At 72.7% G+C, this 16062-nt stretch carries 12 protein-coding genes; 8 read left to right on the plus strand and 4 right to left on the minus strand.

All coding sequences use genetic code 11. The annotated features are described in order from the left end of the window. The first annotated feature begins 54 nt into the window (after positions 1-54). Both ACGFZA_RS02015 and ACGFZA_RS02020 read left to right on the plus strand, forming a co-directional pair. A complete protein-coding gene (locus tag ACGFZA_RS02015; RefSeq protein ID WP_385284893.1) occupies positions 55-888 on the plus strand; it encodes an RNA polymerase sigma factor in 834 nt (277 codons plus the stop codon). Next, on the plus strand, positions 888-2105 hold the full coding sequence (locus ACGFZA_RS02020) for a hypothetical protein (RefSeq protein ID WP_393676505.1): 1218 nt from the start codon (positions 888-890) through the stop codon (positions 2103-2105). Before ACGFZA_RS02015 ends, ACGFZA_RS02020 begins: the two co-directional genes overlap by 1 nt. A gap of 183 nt (positions 2106-2288) precedes the next feature. Here ACGFZA_RS02020 and ACGFZA_RS02025 read toward each other — a convergent pair whose 3' ends face one another. After that, positions 2289-3221: a L,D-transpeptidase family protein gene (locus ACGFZA_RS02025; protein WP_393676507.1), complete on the minus strand. Its 933-nt coding sequence runs from the start codon at positions 3219-3221 to the stop codon at positions 2289-2291. A 229-nt stretch (positions 3222-3450) separates the two neighbouring features. On the opposite strand from ACGFZA_RS02025, the gene ACGFZA_RS02030 reads away from it, so the two are divergent. The 3 genes from ACGFZA_RS02030 to leuE all read left to right on the plus strand — a co-directional run bounded on the left by ACGFZA_RS02030 (position 3451) and on the right by leuE (position 6473). After that, the gene (locus tag ACGFZA_RS02030) at positions 3451-5031 is read left to right on the plus strand and encodes a methylmalonyl-CoA mutase (RefSeq protein WP_393676509.1); all 1581 of its coding nucleotides are present in this window, start codon (positions 3451-3453) and stop codon (positions 5029-5031) included. 99 nt (positions 5032-5130) lie between these two features. After that, on the plus strand, positions 5131-5742 hold the full coding sequence (locus ACGFZA_RS02035) for a Uma2 family endonuclease (RefSeq protein ID WP_393676511.1): 612 nt from the start codon (positions 5131-5133) through the stop codon (positions 5740-5742). Between the two features lie 62 nt (positions 5743-5804). Beyond that, on the plus strand, positions 5805-6473 hold the full coding sequence (gene leuE / locus ACGFZA_RS02040) for a leucine efflux protein LeuE (RefSeq protein ID WP_385284842.1): 669 nt from the start codon (positions 5805-5807) through the stop codon (positions 6471-6473). A 15-nt stretch (positions 6474-6488) separates the two neighbouring features. On the opposite strand, the gene ACGFZA_RS02045 is transcribed toward leuE, so the two are convergent. Beyond that, a complete protein-coding gene (locus ACGFZA_RS02045) occupies positions 6489-7922 on the minus strand; it encodes an FAD-dependent monooxygenase (RefSeq protein WP_393676513.1) in 1434 nt (477 codons plus the stop codon). 61 nt (positions 7923-7983) lie between these two features. On the opposite strand from ACGFZA_RS02045, the gene ACGFZA_RS02050 reads away from it, so the two are divergent. After that, complete coding sequence (locus ACGFZA_RS02050; RefSeq protein ID WP_393676515.1) at positions 7984-8628, plus strand: TetR/AcrR family transcriptional regulator C-terminal domain-containing protein; 645 nt, start codon at positions 7984-7986, stop codon at positions 8626-8628. Between the two features lie 91 nt (positions 8629-8719). Here the strand turns inward: ACGFZA_RS02050 and ACGFZA_RS02055 are convergent, their stop codons facing one another. After that, positions 8720-11233 carry a YfhO family protein gene (locus ACGFZA_RS02055; RefSeq protein WP_393676517.1) on the minus strand — a complete coding sequence of 838 codons (2514 nt, stop codon included), beginning with the start codon at positions 11231-11233 and terminating at the stop codon, positions 8720-8722. 422 nt (positions 11234-11655) lie between these two features. Between ACGFZA_RS02055 and ACGFZA_RS02060 the strand changes: the two genes are divergently transcribed. Further along, on the plus strand, positions 11656-13209 hold the full coding sequence (locus ACGFZA_RS02060) for a hypothetical protein (RefSeq protein ID WP_393676519.1): 1554 nt from the start codon (positions 11656-11658) through the stop codon (positions 13207-13209). Then, complete coding sequence (locus tag ACGFZA_RS02065; protein ID WP_393676521.1) at positions 13206-15542, plus strand: glycosyltransferase; 2337 nt, start codon at positions 13206-13208, stop codon at positions 15540-15542. Before ACGFZA_RS02060 ends, ACGFZA_RS02065 begins: the two co-directional genes overlap by 4 nt. A gap of 114 nt (positions 15543-15656) precedes the next feature. Here the strand turns inward: ACGFZA_RS02065 and ACGFZA_RS02070 are convergent, their stop codons facing one another. Next, positions 15657-16046 (minus strand): hypothetical protein, encoded by a 390-nt coding sequence (locus ACGFZA_RS02070; RefSeq protein WP_393676524.1) that lies wholly within the window; start codon positions 16044-16046, stop codon positions 15657-15659. Between the last annotated feature and the right edge of the window lie 16 nt (positions 16047-16062).

Below are 16062 nucleotides of genomic sequence, written 5' to 3' on the forward strand. Positions count from 1 at the left end.
TGGCGCGGCAGTGGTGACCAGCTGCGATTCAGGACAGCAGGGCAGGTTGAGGGAGTGCTGGGGGACGACGCGGGGCTTACCGCCGCGGTGCTCGCGGCGCAGGACGGGGACGAGGACGCCTTCCGTACTGTGTACCGCGCTGTGCAGCCGCGGCTGCTGGGCTACATACGGACGCTCGTGGGGGAGCTGGACGCCGAGGACGTGGCGTCCGAGTCGTGGCTGCAGATAGCCAGGGACCTCGATCGGTTCAGCGGTGACGCCGACCGGTTCCGGGGGTGGGCGGCGCGGATAGCGCGTAACCGGGCCCTGGACCATCTGCGGATGCGCGGCAGGCGGCCCGCCATCGGCGGTGACGAGACGGAGCTTTCGGAGAAACCGGCCGGGTCCGACACGGCCGACGAGGCGATCGAGGCCCTGGCCACCGGCCGCACGATGTCCCTCATCGCCCAGCTGCCCCAGGACCAGGCCGAGGCCGTGGTGCTGCGCGTGGTGGTCGGACTCGACGCGAAGAGCGCGGCGCAGACGCTGGGCAAGCGGCCCGGTGCGGTCCGCACCGCCGCGCACCGCGGGCTGAAGCGGCTCGCCGAACTGCTGCGGACGGACGCCCCCGACGGTGCGGACAGTGCCGGGCTGCCCGGCGGCGACGGCGGTCCGCCGGCGGCCGGTCCCGCGGAATCGGGCAGTCCGCGCGGCGACGCTCCGGCCGGCGGGGTCGGCGCGCCCAGGGGGCCCGCCGACGACACGGCCCCGGCACAGTCGCCGCAGGGCAACGGGGCGGGGCGGACGGTGGAACTCGGCGCCGTTCCCGCGCAACGCCCCTCCCGCACCGGCCTGGTGGCGCCCGCCGGTGTGACGCATTCGCGTCTGTGGACGCAGAAGGACATGTGATGGCCGACGAGCAGCACGAATGGCTTGACAAGGAAGCGGCGGAGAGGATGCTCCGCCGCGAACCGGTCGACCCTGGCGACGCCCGGCCCCGACAGGACGCCGAAAGGCTCGCGGCCGCTCTGGACGCCGCGGCCCGCGGCGTCCGCCCCGCCGCGGGGGAACTGCCCGGCGAGGCCGCCGCACTGGCCGCCTTCCGCGCCGCCCGCCGTCCCGACGCCCGTACCACCGCCGTGTCCGCGCCCGCAGATGCGGTGCGCGCGGCCCGGACCGGGACCGGCGGCTCCGCCGAGTCCGAGTCCGTGATGCTCGCGCCCGTACACATACGCCCGGCCGGCTCCGGCACGGCGCCGGGGGGCGCGGGTTCCCGCGGTCCCCGCCCGATGCGCTGGAGCCGGCCGATCCGCTTCGGCCTGGCCGCCTCCGTCGCGTGCTGCGCGATCGGCGGGGTGGCCGTGGCCGCCGGCACCGGGGTGCTGCCCGGACCCTTCGGCCGGCACACCCCCACTCCGGCCACCTCGGTGTCGGCCGCGGCGTCCCCCGAGGAACTGGGCTCCGGCCTCACCACCGACGACGAGTCGTCCGCACCGCCGCCCGGATCCCCGGGCGGAGACACCGCGACGCCGGGCAAGCCCGGTCCCGGCCGGACCGGCGGACCGGAGAGCGGCCGCCCCGACGACGGCGGCCGCACGACCCAGGCCCCCGACGGCGAGGAGGGCACCGGCGCCGGCCGGTCCGGCAGCGCCGGGGACACCCCGGCGGGCGGCGGCGACGCGACGCAGGGCCAGGACAGCCAGGACGGGAAGACCGGCGACGGGACGTCCGGCGACAACGACGACGAGACGGCCGCCTGGTACGCCAAGACCCTGAAGGCCTGCCGCGACTACCGCGACGGCAAGCTCAGCGACGAGCGCAGAACGCGCCTCGAAGCGCTGGCCAAGGGAGCCCGCAACCTCGACCGGTTCTGCGACCGGATGCTGGGCCGGAGTAACGCCGGCCAGAGCAATGACGGCCAGAGCGGCAACGGGCAGAGCGGCAACGGCCAGAGCGACGGCGACGACGACAGCGACGGCGGCGACCCGGCCGGCAGCGAAGGCTCGGGAACCCTGCCCTCGATCCGGTTCTCCCCCGCTTCCCCGGAGCCCTCGACCGCCGCTCTCGCCCCGGGCTCCGCGTCCTCGTACTCCCCGGCGCCGGAGCTCTCCTTCGCGGCACGCTGACGTTCCGCACCGCCCCACCACCACCGGGTGTGACGTTTTCCGGCCTGCGGGCGCAGTACTGAGTGAGCCGACTGGTCATCGGCAGCGCCCGCAGCCGGGGTTCCCCCCGTACCTACGGCTCGGCGCACATGGCGCGGGCGGGACACGTTCCCCCGGTCCCGCCCGCGCCCCTCATCCACGACCTCACTGGTAGACGACGACCTTGTCACCGTTGCGGACCTGGTCGAACAGCGAGGCGATCTTCCCCTCGTCCCGGACGTTGACGCAGCCGTGCGACGCACCGTTGTAGCCGCGCGCCGCGAAGTCCGACGAGTAGTGCACCGCCTGGCCGCCGCTGAAGAACATCGCGTACGGCATGGCCGTGTGGTAGATCGTCGACACGTGGTGCCGGGACTTCCAGTAGACGGAGAAGGTGCCTTCGCGGGTCGGCGTGTACTGCGAGCCGAAGCGCACGTCCATCGACGAGACGACCTTGCCGTCGATCATCCAGGACAGCGACCGGCTGTTCTTGCTGATGCAGATCACCCGGCCCGTCAGACAGCGCTTGTCCGGCTTCGCGGCCGGACGCGTGGTCGGCGGGGTCAGCTCGGCGGCCGTCGGCGTGTGCGTCATGCCGAGCAGCTTCTGCCAGGTCAGCGTGTCCGTCCTCCCCGTACGGGACAGCCCGCGCTTGCCCTGGAACGACTGCACGGCGGCGACCGTGACGGAGCCGTAGTACCCCGTGGGGCTGCGGTCGAAGTGGCCGATCTGCCGCAGCCGGGCCTGGAGCTCACGGACCCGCTTGCCCTGCGCGCCGCTCGCCATCATCACCTCGGCCTGCGGATCGGCCGACGGCGTGGACTCCGGTGTCCGTGTGGGTGTCGCCTTCGGTGCAGGCTTCGGTGGCGTGCTCGGCTTCGCGCTCGCGGACGGCGTGGCCGGATCCGATCCCTTCGCGCCGGGCTTGGCGTCGTCGGTGGGCGAGCTGCTCGCCGGCGGCGCGCTGCCGGCGGGTTCGGCCTTGCACCCCGCGGTCACGGCGACCAGTGCCAGTACGGCGACGGCGGCGGATGCCGCGCCCGCCCCCCGGCCGCCTCTCGGTGCGTGGCCGCGCCCGGTCCTGCTGCTGCCTGTCATCTCGGCCCCCTGGATCTGCGTTGTCTCATGGGACGGATTCCCGCTCTGCCCGGTTGCCGAATCCCGCGCATGATGGGGAAAGCGGCATCGGGGACCGGAGGATGTCAGGCATCGGGGCCGTGAGCAAGGTCCCGGCCCCGGCCCCCTCCTACGCTTGAGCGTGCGCCGCTGCGGTCCGTCGCGGGAGCCATGGACCACCGGTGGGCGGTTTCAGCGGGAGGCACAGCAGATGACGCGCGAGTCGGAGTCGGGACTGCCGATCGAAGCGGTCTACGGACCGGACACGCTCGACGGATGGGACCCCGCCGAGAAGCTGGGTGAGCCGGGCGCCTACCCCTTCACCCGCGGTGTGTACCCGTCCATGTACACCGGGCGCCCGTGGACGATGCGCCAGTACGCCGGCTTCGGTACGGCCACCGAGTCCAACGCCCGCTACAAGCAGCTCATCGCCAACGGCACGACGGGCCTGTCCGTCGCCTTCGACCTGCCCACCCAGATGGGCCACGACTCGGACGCGGAGATCGCGTCCGGCGAGGTCGGCAAGGTCGGGGTGGCGATCGACTCCGTCGACGACATGCGGGTGCTGTTCGACGGGATCCCGCTGGACAAGGTCTCCACGTCCATGACGATCAACGCCCCCGCCGCGCTGCTCCTGCTCATGTACCAGCTGGTGGGCGAGGAGCAGGGTGTCCCGGCGCGGCAGCTCACGGGCACCATCCAGAACGACGTGCTCAAGGAGTACATCGCCCGGGGCACGTACATCTTCCCGCCCGCGCCCTCGCTGCGGCTGACCGCCGACATCTTCAAGTACTGCCGGGCCGAGATCCCGAAGTGGAACACCATCTCGATCTCCGGCTACCACATGGCCGAGGCCGGGGCCTCGCCCGCGCAGGAGGTCGCCTTCACGCTCGCGGACGGCATCGCGTACGTGCGTACCGCCGTCGCGGCCGGCATGGACGTCGACGACTTCGCCCCGCGGCTCTCCTTCTTCTTCGTCTCGCGTACGACGATCCTGGAGGAGGTCGCCAAGTTCCGCGCCGCCCGGCGGATCTGGGCGAGGGTGATGAAGGAGGAGTTCGGCGCGCGGAACCCGAAGTCGCTGATGCTCCGCTTCCACACCCAGACCGCGGGCGTGCAGCTCACCGCACAGCAGCCCGAGGTCAACCTGGTGCGCGTCGCGGTGCAGGGCCTGGCAGCGGTCCTGGGCGGCACGCAGTCCCTGCACACGAACTCCTTCGACGAGGCGATCGCCCTTCCCACCGACAGGTCCGCCCGCCTCGCCCTGCGCACCCAGCAGGTCCTGGCGTACGAGACGGACGTGACGGCCACCGTCGACCCGCTCGCGGGCAGCTACGTCGTGGAGAGGATGACCGACGACGTCGAGGCCGCCGCCGTGGAGCTGATGCTCAGGATCGAGGACATGGGCGGCGCCGTCCACGCGATCGAGCACGGCTTCCAGAAGAACGAGATCGAGCGCAGCGCCTACCGCGTCGCGCTGGAGACGGACAGCGCAGAGCGCGTCGTGGTCGGTGTCAACCGCTTCCGGCTCGACGAGGAGGAACCGTACGAGCCGCTCCGCGTCGACCCGGCGATCGAGGCCCGGCAGGCGGCCCGGCTGGCGAAGCTCCGTGCCGAACGCGACGGGGGCGCGGTGGACGCGGCACTGGCGGCCCTGCGCGAGGCGGCGGCGGGCGCGGACAACGTGCTCCACCCGATGAAGGACGCGCTGCGGGCCCGCGCCACGGTGGGCGAGGTGTGCGACGCGCTGCGGGACGTGTGGGGGACGTACGTTCCGGCGGACGCGTTCTGAGGCGTCTTCGCCGGTCCGCCACTCGCAGGAGTGACCTCTCGCCGAATGTCCGCGGCCCTGGATAAGCTCGTGAACAGTGGTCCCCGAAAGGAGGATGCGGTGGCCGTCATACAGCACGGGGAGCAGGTGCACGTGCAGGAACAGCCGGAGCTGACGCTCGGCGAGGCAGCTGACCAGCTCGCACGCTCGCTGCCTGGGCATCGCGTGGAGATTCTCCAGGGGAGGCTCACGGTGACACCACCGGCCGACGGAACGCACGCTCTGGCGCTGTCCTGGCTCGGCGAGGAATTCGGTGCGCGGGCACGCAGGACCGGCCTCAGACTTGTTCAGGGCGTCGGGCTCTGGCTGCCGACCGGCCCTGACGACTACGCGATTCCGGACCTGTCGGTCGTCGAGGCGGACTTCCGCGACGCTCACGCCATGAAGAACTGCTACGCCGCCCACGTCTTCCGCATGGTCGTGGAGGTGACGTCGACCAACTGGGCCGACGACCTCGGTCCCAAGGTCGAGGACTACGCCCAGGCGGGCATCCCGGTCTACGTCGTGGCCGACCGCAAGCACGACCAGGTGCTGCTCTGCAGCGACCCCCGGGGTGGCGAGTACAAGAACAAGGCGCACCACAAGCGCGGGACGTCCTTCGCCGTGCCCGACGAGGTCGGCGTGGAGATGGAGCTCTCGGTGGACCGGCTGCTCGACGGCGACGAGGACTGAGCGGACGCAGCACCGGAACCCCCGCTTCCGGAGTGTCGTACCCCCGTGCGAAACTCCGTTTCATGCTGGGTGTCACCGATCTTCCGACCTATCTCGCCGGCCTCGTGCTCATCGTTCTGCTGCCGGGACCCAATTCGCTGTACGTGCTGTCCGTCGCCGCCCGGCGCGGGGTGCGTACCGGCTATGTCGCCGCGGCCGGGGTGTGGACCGGGGACACCGTGCTGATGACGCTGTCCGCGCTCGGGGCCTCGTCCCTGCTGCAGACCACGCCCGTGCTCTTCACCGTGGTGAAGTTCGCCGGTGCGGGCTATCTGACCTGGCTGGCCATCGGGATGCTGCGCGCCGCGGTGTCCATGTGGCGCGAGCGGCACCGCCGGGTGGCCGAGCTCACGGGCGAGGCGGCGGACGGGGCCGGGACCCCGGTCACGATGGAGCGGCCGTACCGGCGGGCGCTGGTGGTCAGCCTGTTCAACCCGAAGGCGATCCTGTTCCTGATCTCGTTCTTCGTGCAGTTCGTCGACCCCGGGTACGCGTACCCGGCGCTCTCCTTCCTGGTCCTGGGGACCCTGCTCCAGATCGCCAGCTTCCTGTACCTGTCGATGCTGATCTTCGGCGGCACCCGGCTGTCCGCCGCGTTCCGCCGCCGCAAGCGGCTCTCGGCGGGAGCCACTTCGGCGGCGGGGGTGCTGTTCCTCGGCTTCGCGGCGAAGCTCTCGCTCAGCAGCGTCTGACCCGGGGCTGCGGGCTCAGCCGGCCCTGAGGCCGAGGCCCAGCGGTGCGAGGTACTCCGCGAGCCCGGCGGTGTCCTCGCCCGCCCAGCCGACGTAGCCGTCCGGCCGGATCAGGAACAGCCCCTTGCCGTACGCCTCGCAGGCGGCCGTGCGGTGCACCTCGACCTGGGAGCCGGTGAACTCCGGCAGCTCCGCGTCGGTGCCGACCGCCAGCAGCGTGAAGTGCGGGCCCCGGAAGACATCGAACAGCCGCCGCTCGCCGAGGGAGCCGTCGGGGGCGCGGTCGCCGGCCTCCAGGACGCCCGCGCGCCCCTCCGACAGCGGCCCCTCGCGGTAGCCGAGGCCCAGTTGCTGGGCGGCCGCGCCGCGCTCCTGCTCACCGCGGTGGATCCGGGTGGACAGGCCGAGCATCTCGGCGGCGACGGGGCGGCGCTCCTCCTCGTAACTGTCGAGCAGGGCGGCGGGCGCCCCGTGGCCCAGCACCTGGCCGAGCTTCCAGCCCAGGTTGTACGCGTCCTGCACGCTGGTGTTGAGACCCTGGCCGCCGGCCGGGGAGTGGACGTGGGCCGCGTCCCCGGTCAGGAAGACCCGCCCGTCGCGGAACCGGTCGGCGAGCGCGGCGCGCGGCCGGAAGTCGGATGCCCACAGCACCTCGGTGACGTCCTGGGCCTCCAGGTGGGTGCGCTCGGCGACGACGGCGCGCACCCCTTCCGGGGAGGTGTCCGGCGCGCCGTCCTTGAACTGGGCGACCAGCTGGAAGTCCGCGGTGCCGGGCAGCGGGCAGAGCGTGATGAACCCCGCGTCGGTGCTCATCATGTGCCAGTTGAGCCGGTCGAGCGCGTCCTCGGATACCCGGACGTCGGCCACCAGCATCGATGCCGGGTCCACCGTCTCCCCGGTCATCGCGATGCCCAGGGCCCGCCGCACGGTGGAGCGGCCGCCGTCCGCCGCGACCAGGTAGGAGGCGCGGACCGGGCCCGTGGACAGCTGTGCGGTGACCCCGTCCGCGTCCTGGGCGAGGCCGGTCAGCGCGGCCGAGAAGACCACGTCACCGCCCAGTTCGCGCAGCCGGGCCAGGAGGATCTCCTGGGTGCGCCACTGCGGCATCATCCACGGCTCGCCGTACGGCTCCGCGTCCGTCGGGGGCGCCACCCGGAACATCCGGTGCTCGCCCGTCCGCTCACCGTTCTGCCAGACCATCCCGACCGGCGCGGGCCCGCCGTGCTCGCGGACCGCGTCGCCGACCCCGAGGTCGTCGAGGACCTCCCGGGTGCGGGGCTGGATGCCCTTGCCGCGCGAGCCGGGGAAGAGGGCGGGCGCCTGCTCGACGAGGAGGGCGGGAACGCCGCGACGGGCCAGATCGCAGGCCAGGGCGAGACCGCAGGGGCCGGCGCCGACGATGAGGACCGAGGTCTCCGTGACGCTTTCCTTAACGTTGTTAAGTTCCATGCTCCGGAGTCTGTGCTTAACACTGTTAAGTTGTCAAGGGTGGGGCTGTTAACTTGTCGAGGTGGGTACGACGAAGATCGACCGGTCCCGGGTGGCCGACACGGCGCTGCGGCTGCTGAACGAGGTGGGCCTGGACGGGCTCAGCCTGCGCGCCATCGCCAAGGAGCTGGACGTCAAGGCGCCCGCGCTCTACTGGCACTTCAAGGACAAGCAGGCGCTGCTCGACGAGATGGCCACGGTCATGTACCGGCGGATGCTCGACGAGGGCCTGCCGGGACCGGCCCCGGAGCGCTGGCAGGACCAGCTCGTCGCGTACAACCGCGCCCTGCGCGCCGCGCTGCTGCGCTACCGCGACGGGGCCAAGGTCTACGGCGGCGCGAAGTTCACCGGCACCGAGCACGCGGACGGCCTCGAAGCCCATCTGCGGACCATGGTCGACGCGGGCTTCGAGCTGTGGCAGGCGGTCCGGGCGGGCACCACCGCGTACTCCTACACGATGGGCTTCGTCGGCGAGGAGCAGGGCGTCCGCCCGCTGCCGGACCAGCAGCGCGAGGGCTTCGACATCGCGGAGCGCGCGGAACGGATGGCCCGCTACCCCCTGGCCGCCGCGGCCGGCGCGGAGATCTTCGCCAACTACGACGAACGCTTCGAGGACGGCCTGCGGCTGATCGTCGCGGGCATCGAGGCACGGTACGGGACGGGGTGAGCGCGGCCGGGTGCCGTCGCCCCGTGGGAGCGCCGTGCCCCCGGGGAGAAGCCCGCCACCATGCCGCGGCGCGCGCCCCGTGCCCTCGCCCCTACCTCTGCGTCCGCGCGCGCCGTCGTCGTACACGCGCCAGGGCCGCCGGTGCGAACGTCACGGCCAGCAGGGCCGCCAGCGCGGCCGCCCCGGCGATCGTCCCGGCGCGCAGCCCCGGCGGCCGGAAGGCGCAGTCCACCGACGTCCGGTCGCCGCCGACCGGCACCGCGACCAGGCCGAGGTACGTGTCGGCCGGGCGCCCGTCGCAGCTCCAGCCCGCGATCCGGGGCGCGGCCAGCACGGCGACCCCCTCGGTACCCGGCGGCAGTTCGGCGTGCACGCTGCTGCCGGCGACGGTGACCCGCGTCGCCCCCGTGTCCTTCAGCCGCTCCACCGCCGAGGCCAGACGCCCCGGATCCAGGCAGCCGACGGCCTCGTGCGGAACGGTCCCCGCCCTCTCCGCCCGCAGGGTCACGGCGATCCGGCCCGCACCGGTGCCCAGGGGCAGGATCCCGGCCCGGCGCGCGGGCATATCGCCCCGGATGTCGTTGAGTTCGCCGGTCGCGCCCAGTCGGGCGGTGCCGAACAGGTCGGGCGCCCACAGGAACACCTGGCTGCCTGCGGGGCAGTTCGCGCTCAGGGTGTACGTGCCGGGCTTCACCGCATAGGTGCTCGCGTTCCGGTCGGCGGGGTCCGAGCCGTCCGCGGACCTCAGCGCGGTCGAGGGCAGGGTGTACACCGAGGCGCCGAGCAGCTTCTCCTGGTTGCGGAACGGCGAGCGCCCCCACCCGGACGCACCGGAGCCGGACGGACGCACGGTCACCAGCGGCGGGACGTCCTGCCGGGTCACGGTCACCGGCCGCCGGTCCGGGCGGTTCCAGACCTGATGTGGATCGCGCGGTACGTGGACGCGGGCCCCGACCGAGAACACCGCGTCGCTCACCGGGTTGTCGAGGCTCTGCAGGGCGCGGCCGCGCGAGGTCCAGCCGGCGCCGAGGGCGAGGAAGGTGCGGGTCGTCACGTCGGGCGTGTGGCTGCTGTAGTAGGCCCCGCCCTGCCCGCCCACCAGCATCGGATCGTTGGCGGTGCTCTGCTCGATACCGGGGTCGGTGCGGTAGCGCGGCCAGCCGTCGGCGCCGGCGACCGCGGCGGCCTGGGCGCTCTGCCGCTCGCCCCAGGGGGCGTAGTCGTCGAGCCGGTTCAGCCGCTGCCGGTCGGCGAACGCGGTGGTCGCCGCGGCCTGCCCGGCCTGCGCCCCGACGAGCAGGACCGCCGCGAGGACGACGAACCTGCGGCTGCGCACCAGCGCGAGAGCGCCGACCGCCGCCACCAGCCCGGCGGCGAACAGGGGATAGGTCCACCGGGTGACCAGCTCGCTGGGGGCGGCAGCGGCGGCGATCAGCACCAGCACCCCGCCTCCGCCCAGCAGCGCCCGCCGGTCCGGCCAGGCCCGGGCGACGGACGTCCAGGCGGCGATCACCACGAGGCCGGAGAGGACGAACGTCTGGCGGAACGGGCTCCCGTTCGGCGTCGCGAAGGCGTGCCACACCAGATGCGTCGGCCCCCACTGCAACGACAGCGTCACCGCCGCCACCAGCCCCGGCCACACCCACCGCTCCGCGCGCGGCACGGCGCGGTGGAAGGCCAGCACGCAGGCCAGGAGCAGGGAGCCGGTGCCGAGGAAGACCGCCGGGCTGAAGAAACCGTACGTGGCCGGCAGCAGCCGGGCCGCGACGTCCGGCCACGCGGCCGGGGCGAACTCCCGGTTCCAGCCCGGGTAGGCGTGCCGGGTGCCGAGGAAGACCGGCACGAGGACCGGCGCGGCCAGTCCGATGCCGATCAGCACGGTCCGCACGGCACGCACCAGCCCCCGGACCCGCTCCCGCGACGTCCCGTCCTCCAGCAGCAGCCGTACCACCAGCACCAGGGCCGCCCCGAGCGTGGCCATGTACGCGGTGTAGAAGTTGGACACCCAGGCGAGGGTCACCAGGAGCGTCCCCAGCACCGGTCGCCGCGCGGTGCGCGCCCACTCGCCGGCCAGGCACAGCAGCGGGAAGGCGATCAGCCCGTCCAGCCACATCGGGTTGTAGACGGCCTCCGCCACCGACCAGCCGCACAGCGCGTACGACGCGCCGAGCACGGCCGCCAGCCACTCCCGGCCGCGCCCCCGGCGCAACGCGGTGAGCAGCCAGGTCATGGCCGCCGCCGCCACGCCCGTCTTCACCAGCGTGACCACGTAGACGGCCAGGTCGATCCGGTCCCTCGGGAACACTCCGACGAGCAGGGCGAACGGGCTGGTCAGATACGTACCGAGGTCCGGCAGGAAACTCGTGCCGAAGCCCGACTGCCAGTTGACCAGCAACCCGCCGTCCGCCCGCCCGTGCAGCAGGTCCCAGAGCCGGGCGTGGAACGGGACGAACTGATTCCCCAGGTCGTTCACGCTGCGGGTGTGCGGGCCGAAGGGGTAGCTGCGGGCCACCGCGTCACCGGCACAGACGGTCACGACGGTGAGTACGGCGGCCAGGGCGGCACCCGGTGCGCGCGGTGATCGGAGCATCGACGGAGTCCTCATGATGGGTCGAATATGCCATCGAGGATCGCCAAATCCCGCGGGCGAAAGGGCGGTTCACCTGATGGCCCGCCGCCCTTCACGCGGCCGCCCCCGCGCGGTCATCCCGCGCCGGAGGCGGCTCGTGCAGAGTGCCCGGCGGGCACGGTCCACGGCGGAGCGCCCTCGTCCGTACGGCGGGCCACGAGCACGGGGAACGACAGCCGGGCACGCGGAACGGCCGCCGGCGAGCAGGCGGGTGACGGGCCCGCGGGGCGGTGCCCACGGACGGAGGGCGGCAGTTTTCCGGGCTGACAGGGCGAGTTCACCTTGCGGCCGTTCAGGTTTCCTAGCGTGCTACGGAACCACGAACGGGTGACGAACATCCGTACATCCTTCCCTCCCTACGCCCCTTCCCCCCACGGGCAGCAGACGCTTGGAGCGCCATGACGAAAGCCCGCACCCGTTGGCCACGGCAGCGTGACGCGGAGGAACCGACACCGCCCGACGGCGGCACACCCTCCCTCGCCGCCGTCCGCCCGACGGAACTGGAGACCTGCCTGCGGGCCTGCGCCGCGCACAGCGGGAAGCTGGTCGCCGGGCTCGACCGGCGGCGCACGGCGCTCGCCGAGGCCCTGCGGAACCTGCTGGCCACCCACGCGATCATGGAGCAGCCGTCCGCCGAGGCGGCCTCCCCGCTCCCGCTGCTGCGGCGCGCGGGCAAAGGCGGGCCGGGGGCCGCGCTGGTTCTCGGCGACCAGCTGCTCGACCCGCTGCTCGCGGTCGGCACCAAGGCGCTGGACTGCGGTTACGAGGACGAGCTGAAGCTCGCCGTCCTGGTCACCGACGCCGTGCTGACCCAGCGCAGGAAGTCGCGGGCGGCCTGGCGGCTGCGGGCGCGTGTCCTGGAGGCGATGGGCGCGGAGAGCGACGCCGTCGAGGCGTACGAGCGCTACCTCGCCCTCACCGACGAGGACGGCTTCGGAGTCGCGGCGAAGACGGCCGGGCTGCGGGCCGGTGCGGAGTACCAGAGCGAACTGCTGCGGAGACTGGAACAGGGCTGCCCCGAGGCCGCGGCGTTCGCCGGAGGGTCCGTCACCGACACCTGGGCCGAGGGCCTGGCGCTGCACGGGCGCGGCGACTGGAACCGGGCACGGTCCCGGCTGATCGGTGTGCTGCTGGCCCAGGACCGGTCCGGTGCGCCCGTGCCGGAGATCCAGGAGGCGCTCAGCCAGTACGTCGGACTCGCGCTGGAGGCCGGCGGCGCGCCCGGGGGCGGCGGCCCCCGCACCACCGCGGGCAGCGGAGATCTCACCGCCCTCGCCGAACTCATGGAGCTCTACGCGGGTCAGCGCCGGGTCCGGATGCGCGGCCCGGTCGACGACCCCACGTTCGGCGGGATCGAATGGACGACGCTCGGGGAGTTCCGTAACCGCATCGCGGGCAAGTCCATCTGTCTGATCGCCAACTCCCAGCGAGTCGGCACCGGTTCGCTGGGCGCCGAGATCGACGCGTACGACCTGGTCGTCCGCTTCAACTCGTACCGGATCGACCCGGCGGCGACCGGGAGCCGCACCGACATCCACGCCACCATCCACAAGCACGGCTTCAACTGGGACCAGAAGGTCCACACCCGGCTGGTCTTCGGCGGGATCTCCGGCGACTGGAAGTACTCGCTGCGCAACCGCCTCGTGCCCGGCGCCCAGCAGTACCTCGGTGACGAGTCCCTGCGCTGGCCGCTGCGCAACATCGGCAGGGTCGGCACGGACGTCTGGCCGGCCATCCCCACCAGCGGCTTCAACATGCTGTGGCTGCTGGACCACCTGGACGTCAGCCCGCAACTGGACCTGATCGGCTTCGACTTCTACGAGAGCGGCGCCTACCGGCTGCCCGCCGCGATGAAGATGCCCATCACCTCCGTCCACGAGTACACCAGCGAAAAGGCGTGGGTCATGGAACGCGCCCAGAGCGTCACCGATACGAGGATCCGACTGCGATGACGACGACGCCCCCTACCGCGCCCGCACCACGCGCCCCCGCCAACGCGCTCACCGGCAAACGCCGCGTCGCCTTCGCGAGCTTCGTGGACGAGAACTACCTGCCCGGCTTCCTCACCCTGCTGCGCAGCCTCGCCCTGTCCAACCCGGCGGTCTGCGAGGACTTCATCGTCCTGCACGACGGCCTGCGCCCCGCCTCCGTGGCGCAGATCCGGGCACTTCACCCGCGCATCGACTTCCGCCGGGTCGACGCCGCGCACTACGACACGTACGCCAAGGGCGACCAGGACAACTACCTGGTGCGCAAGGCCTACTTCATCCTCGACGTCTTCCGGGTGCGCGACTACGACACCGTGATCACGCTGGACACCGACATGGTGGTCCTCGGCGATCTGGGCGACCTGCTGAAGCTGCGCGACGGCCTCGCCGCCGTCCCCCAGTTCTTCTACGGGCAGCACAAGCTCAACAGCGGACTGCTGGTCATCCAGCGCGAGTACCTGAGCGACCCCTTCTGCGCGAGGATCGACGAAGTCGGCCGCAAGGGGACCTACGAACTCGACAAGCACGACCAGGGCATCCTGAACGCCGTGCTCGACGGCGACTTCGTGCAGCTCGACGCCCGCTACAACTTCGTCAAGCGGCGGCTCTCCGGCGACCTCCCGGTGCCCGACACCACCGCGATCCTGCACTTCACCGGCCGGCACAAGCCGTGGCAGGGCGGCGAGGCCGGCTACGGCCGGGCCGAGGACCGCTGGCGCGAGTTCGAGCTGTCCGACGCCGCGTTCCACGCCGCGTACCTGGCGCTGCCCGGCGCCAAGCACCACGACCTGCTGGTGCACTACGGCACCCCGCACGTCCGGCGCACCACCGACCCCGAGAGCGCCCGCAAGGTCGCCGCCGCACACATCGGCGCCGGTGAGTACCAGGAGGCGGCCGACCTGCTCGGCGGGGTCCGGATCCCCGTCGACGAGGCCTGGCCGCACGAGGTGCTCGGCAACGCGCTGCTGAGCGTCTCCCGCTACGAGGAGGCCCGCGTCCAGCTCCTGCTGGCGGCCGCAGCCCCCAACCGGGCCGCCACCGCCTTCTCGCGCCTCGCCCAGATCGCCTGGATCCACGGCGACGACGCCACCGCCGCGCAGTACGCCCTCCAAGGGCTCGGCGTCGACCCGACCCACCGGGCGAACCGGCTGATGTACAAGCGCACCAGGGACGCCGAAACACCCGTGGAGGGGCCGGCCGACCAGCAACTCGCCCACGTCGCGTTCTACATGGACCGGCAGGGCAACGCGGGCGACAAGCTGCTCCCGGAGAGCGTCCGGCTGGCCTTCGGCCGTGACACCGGCCCGGACCGCTGGCACTCCGTCCACGCCCACCGCCTGTTCGACGAGGCCGCGCTCGAACGCGTCAACGCCCGTCAGGGACTCGTCATCGGCGGCGGCGGGCTCTTCATCCCGGACACCGCCCCGAACGGCAACAGCGGCTGGCAGTGGAACGTCCCCGACGACATGCTGGACCGGATCGACGTACCCGTCATGGTGTACGCGGTCGGGTTCAACGCCTTCGACGGCCAGGCGTACGGGCACGGCCGCGACCGGTTCCTGTCCTCGCTGCGCAGACTGGTCGAGCGCTCCTCGTTCTTCGGGCTGCGCAACCACGGCTCGATCGAGAAGGTCCGCGAGCTGCTGCCGCCGTCCCTGCACGACAAGGTCCGATTCCAGCCCTGCCCGACCACGGTCACCCGGCAGCTGGTGGACGGCTGGACCGACCCCGCGCAGCGCGAGGACACCGTGCTGGTCAACGCCGCGTACGACCGCTCGGGGCTCCGCTTCGGCCACGACTACGCGCACTTCCTCGCCGAGATGGCCACCGCGGTGAAGGGGCTCGGCGCCCACGCCGAGGTCATGTGCGTCGCCCACTCGCTGGACGACGAACGGATCGCCTTCGACCTGCGGCGCGAGCACGGCATCGCGCTGCCGGTCATCCCGATGTACGACTTCGGCAACGACGAGATCCGTGACACGTACGCCCGGACCAAGCTGGTCATCGGGATGCGCGGGCACGCGGGCATGATCCCGTTCGGCTGCGGCACGCCGATCATCAGCCTGATCTCGCACCCGAAGATGGCGTACTTCCTGGCCGACATCGAACGGCCCGAGTGGGGCATCTCCGTCCATGACCGGCACCTCGGGGCGCGGCTCGTGGAACGGGCGGCCGGGCTGCTCGACGACCACGCGGCGGCGGTGGCCGATGTGCACGGCCGGCAGCAGGAACTGTGGAAGGTCACCGAGGCGAACACGGCGGACCTGCGGCTCATCCGGGCGGGCGTCCGCGTCTGACGGTACGGCGGGAGGGGCGGGTGGGCCGGCCGGCCCACCCGCCGTGGACCCCGACAGCGAAGCCCCGTCCGGATCGAGTGACCGGACGGGGCCTCGTGCGTGTGCCCTCGACGCTCAGGTGGTGACGACCAGCACCGCGGAACCGGTGAGCTGGTGGCCGGCGTTCTCGGCATAGACCTTGACGTACGCAGGGGTTCCCGGCGCTCGTCGGAACGAGAACGAGGTGCCTGTGATGACCTGGTTGGAGACGAAGCACGGCTCCGTCGGTGTCGGGCCGCAGAAGCCGGGGCGGTAGTTCAGAGTGAGCGAGTCAGCGGCGTCCTTGGGCGCCCAGGTGACCGTCACGCTCTGGCTGACCGTGTCGTACGCGTAGGCGAGACCGGTCGGCGCGGGTGCGGGCGCGGCCGTGGTCCGCGCGGCAGCCGCGGGCCGCGACGAGTCTGCCAGGGCCGGCGCGGCCACCGGTCCGGCAGCCAGAGCGAGCCCGGCGCACACCGTGCTCACGCGGATTGTCCACAGT

The organism is Streptomyces sp. NPDC048211 (assembly GCF_043202315.1).
Classification (GTDB): domain Bacteria; phylum Actinomycetota; class Actinomycetes; order Streptomycetales; family Streptomycetaceae; genus Streptomyces.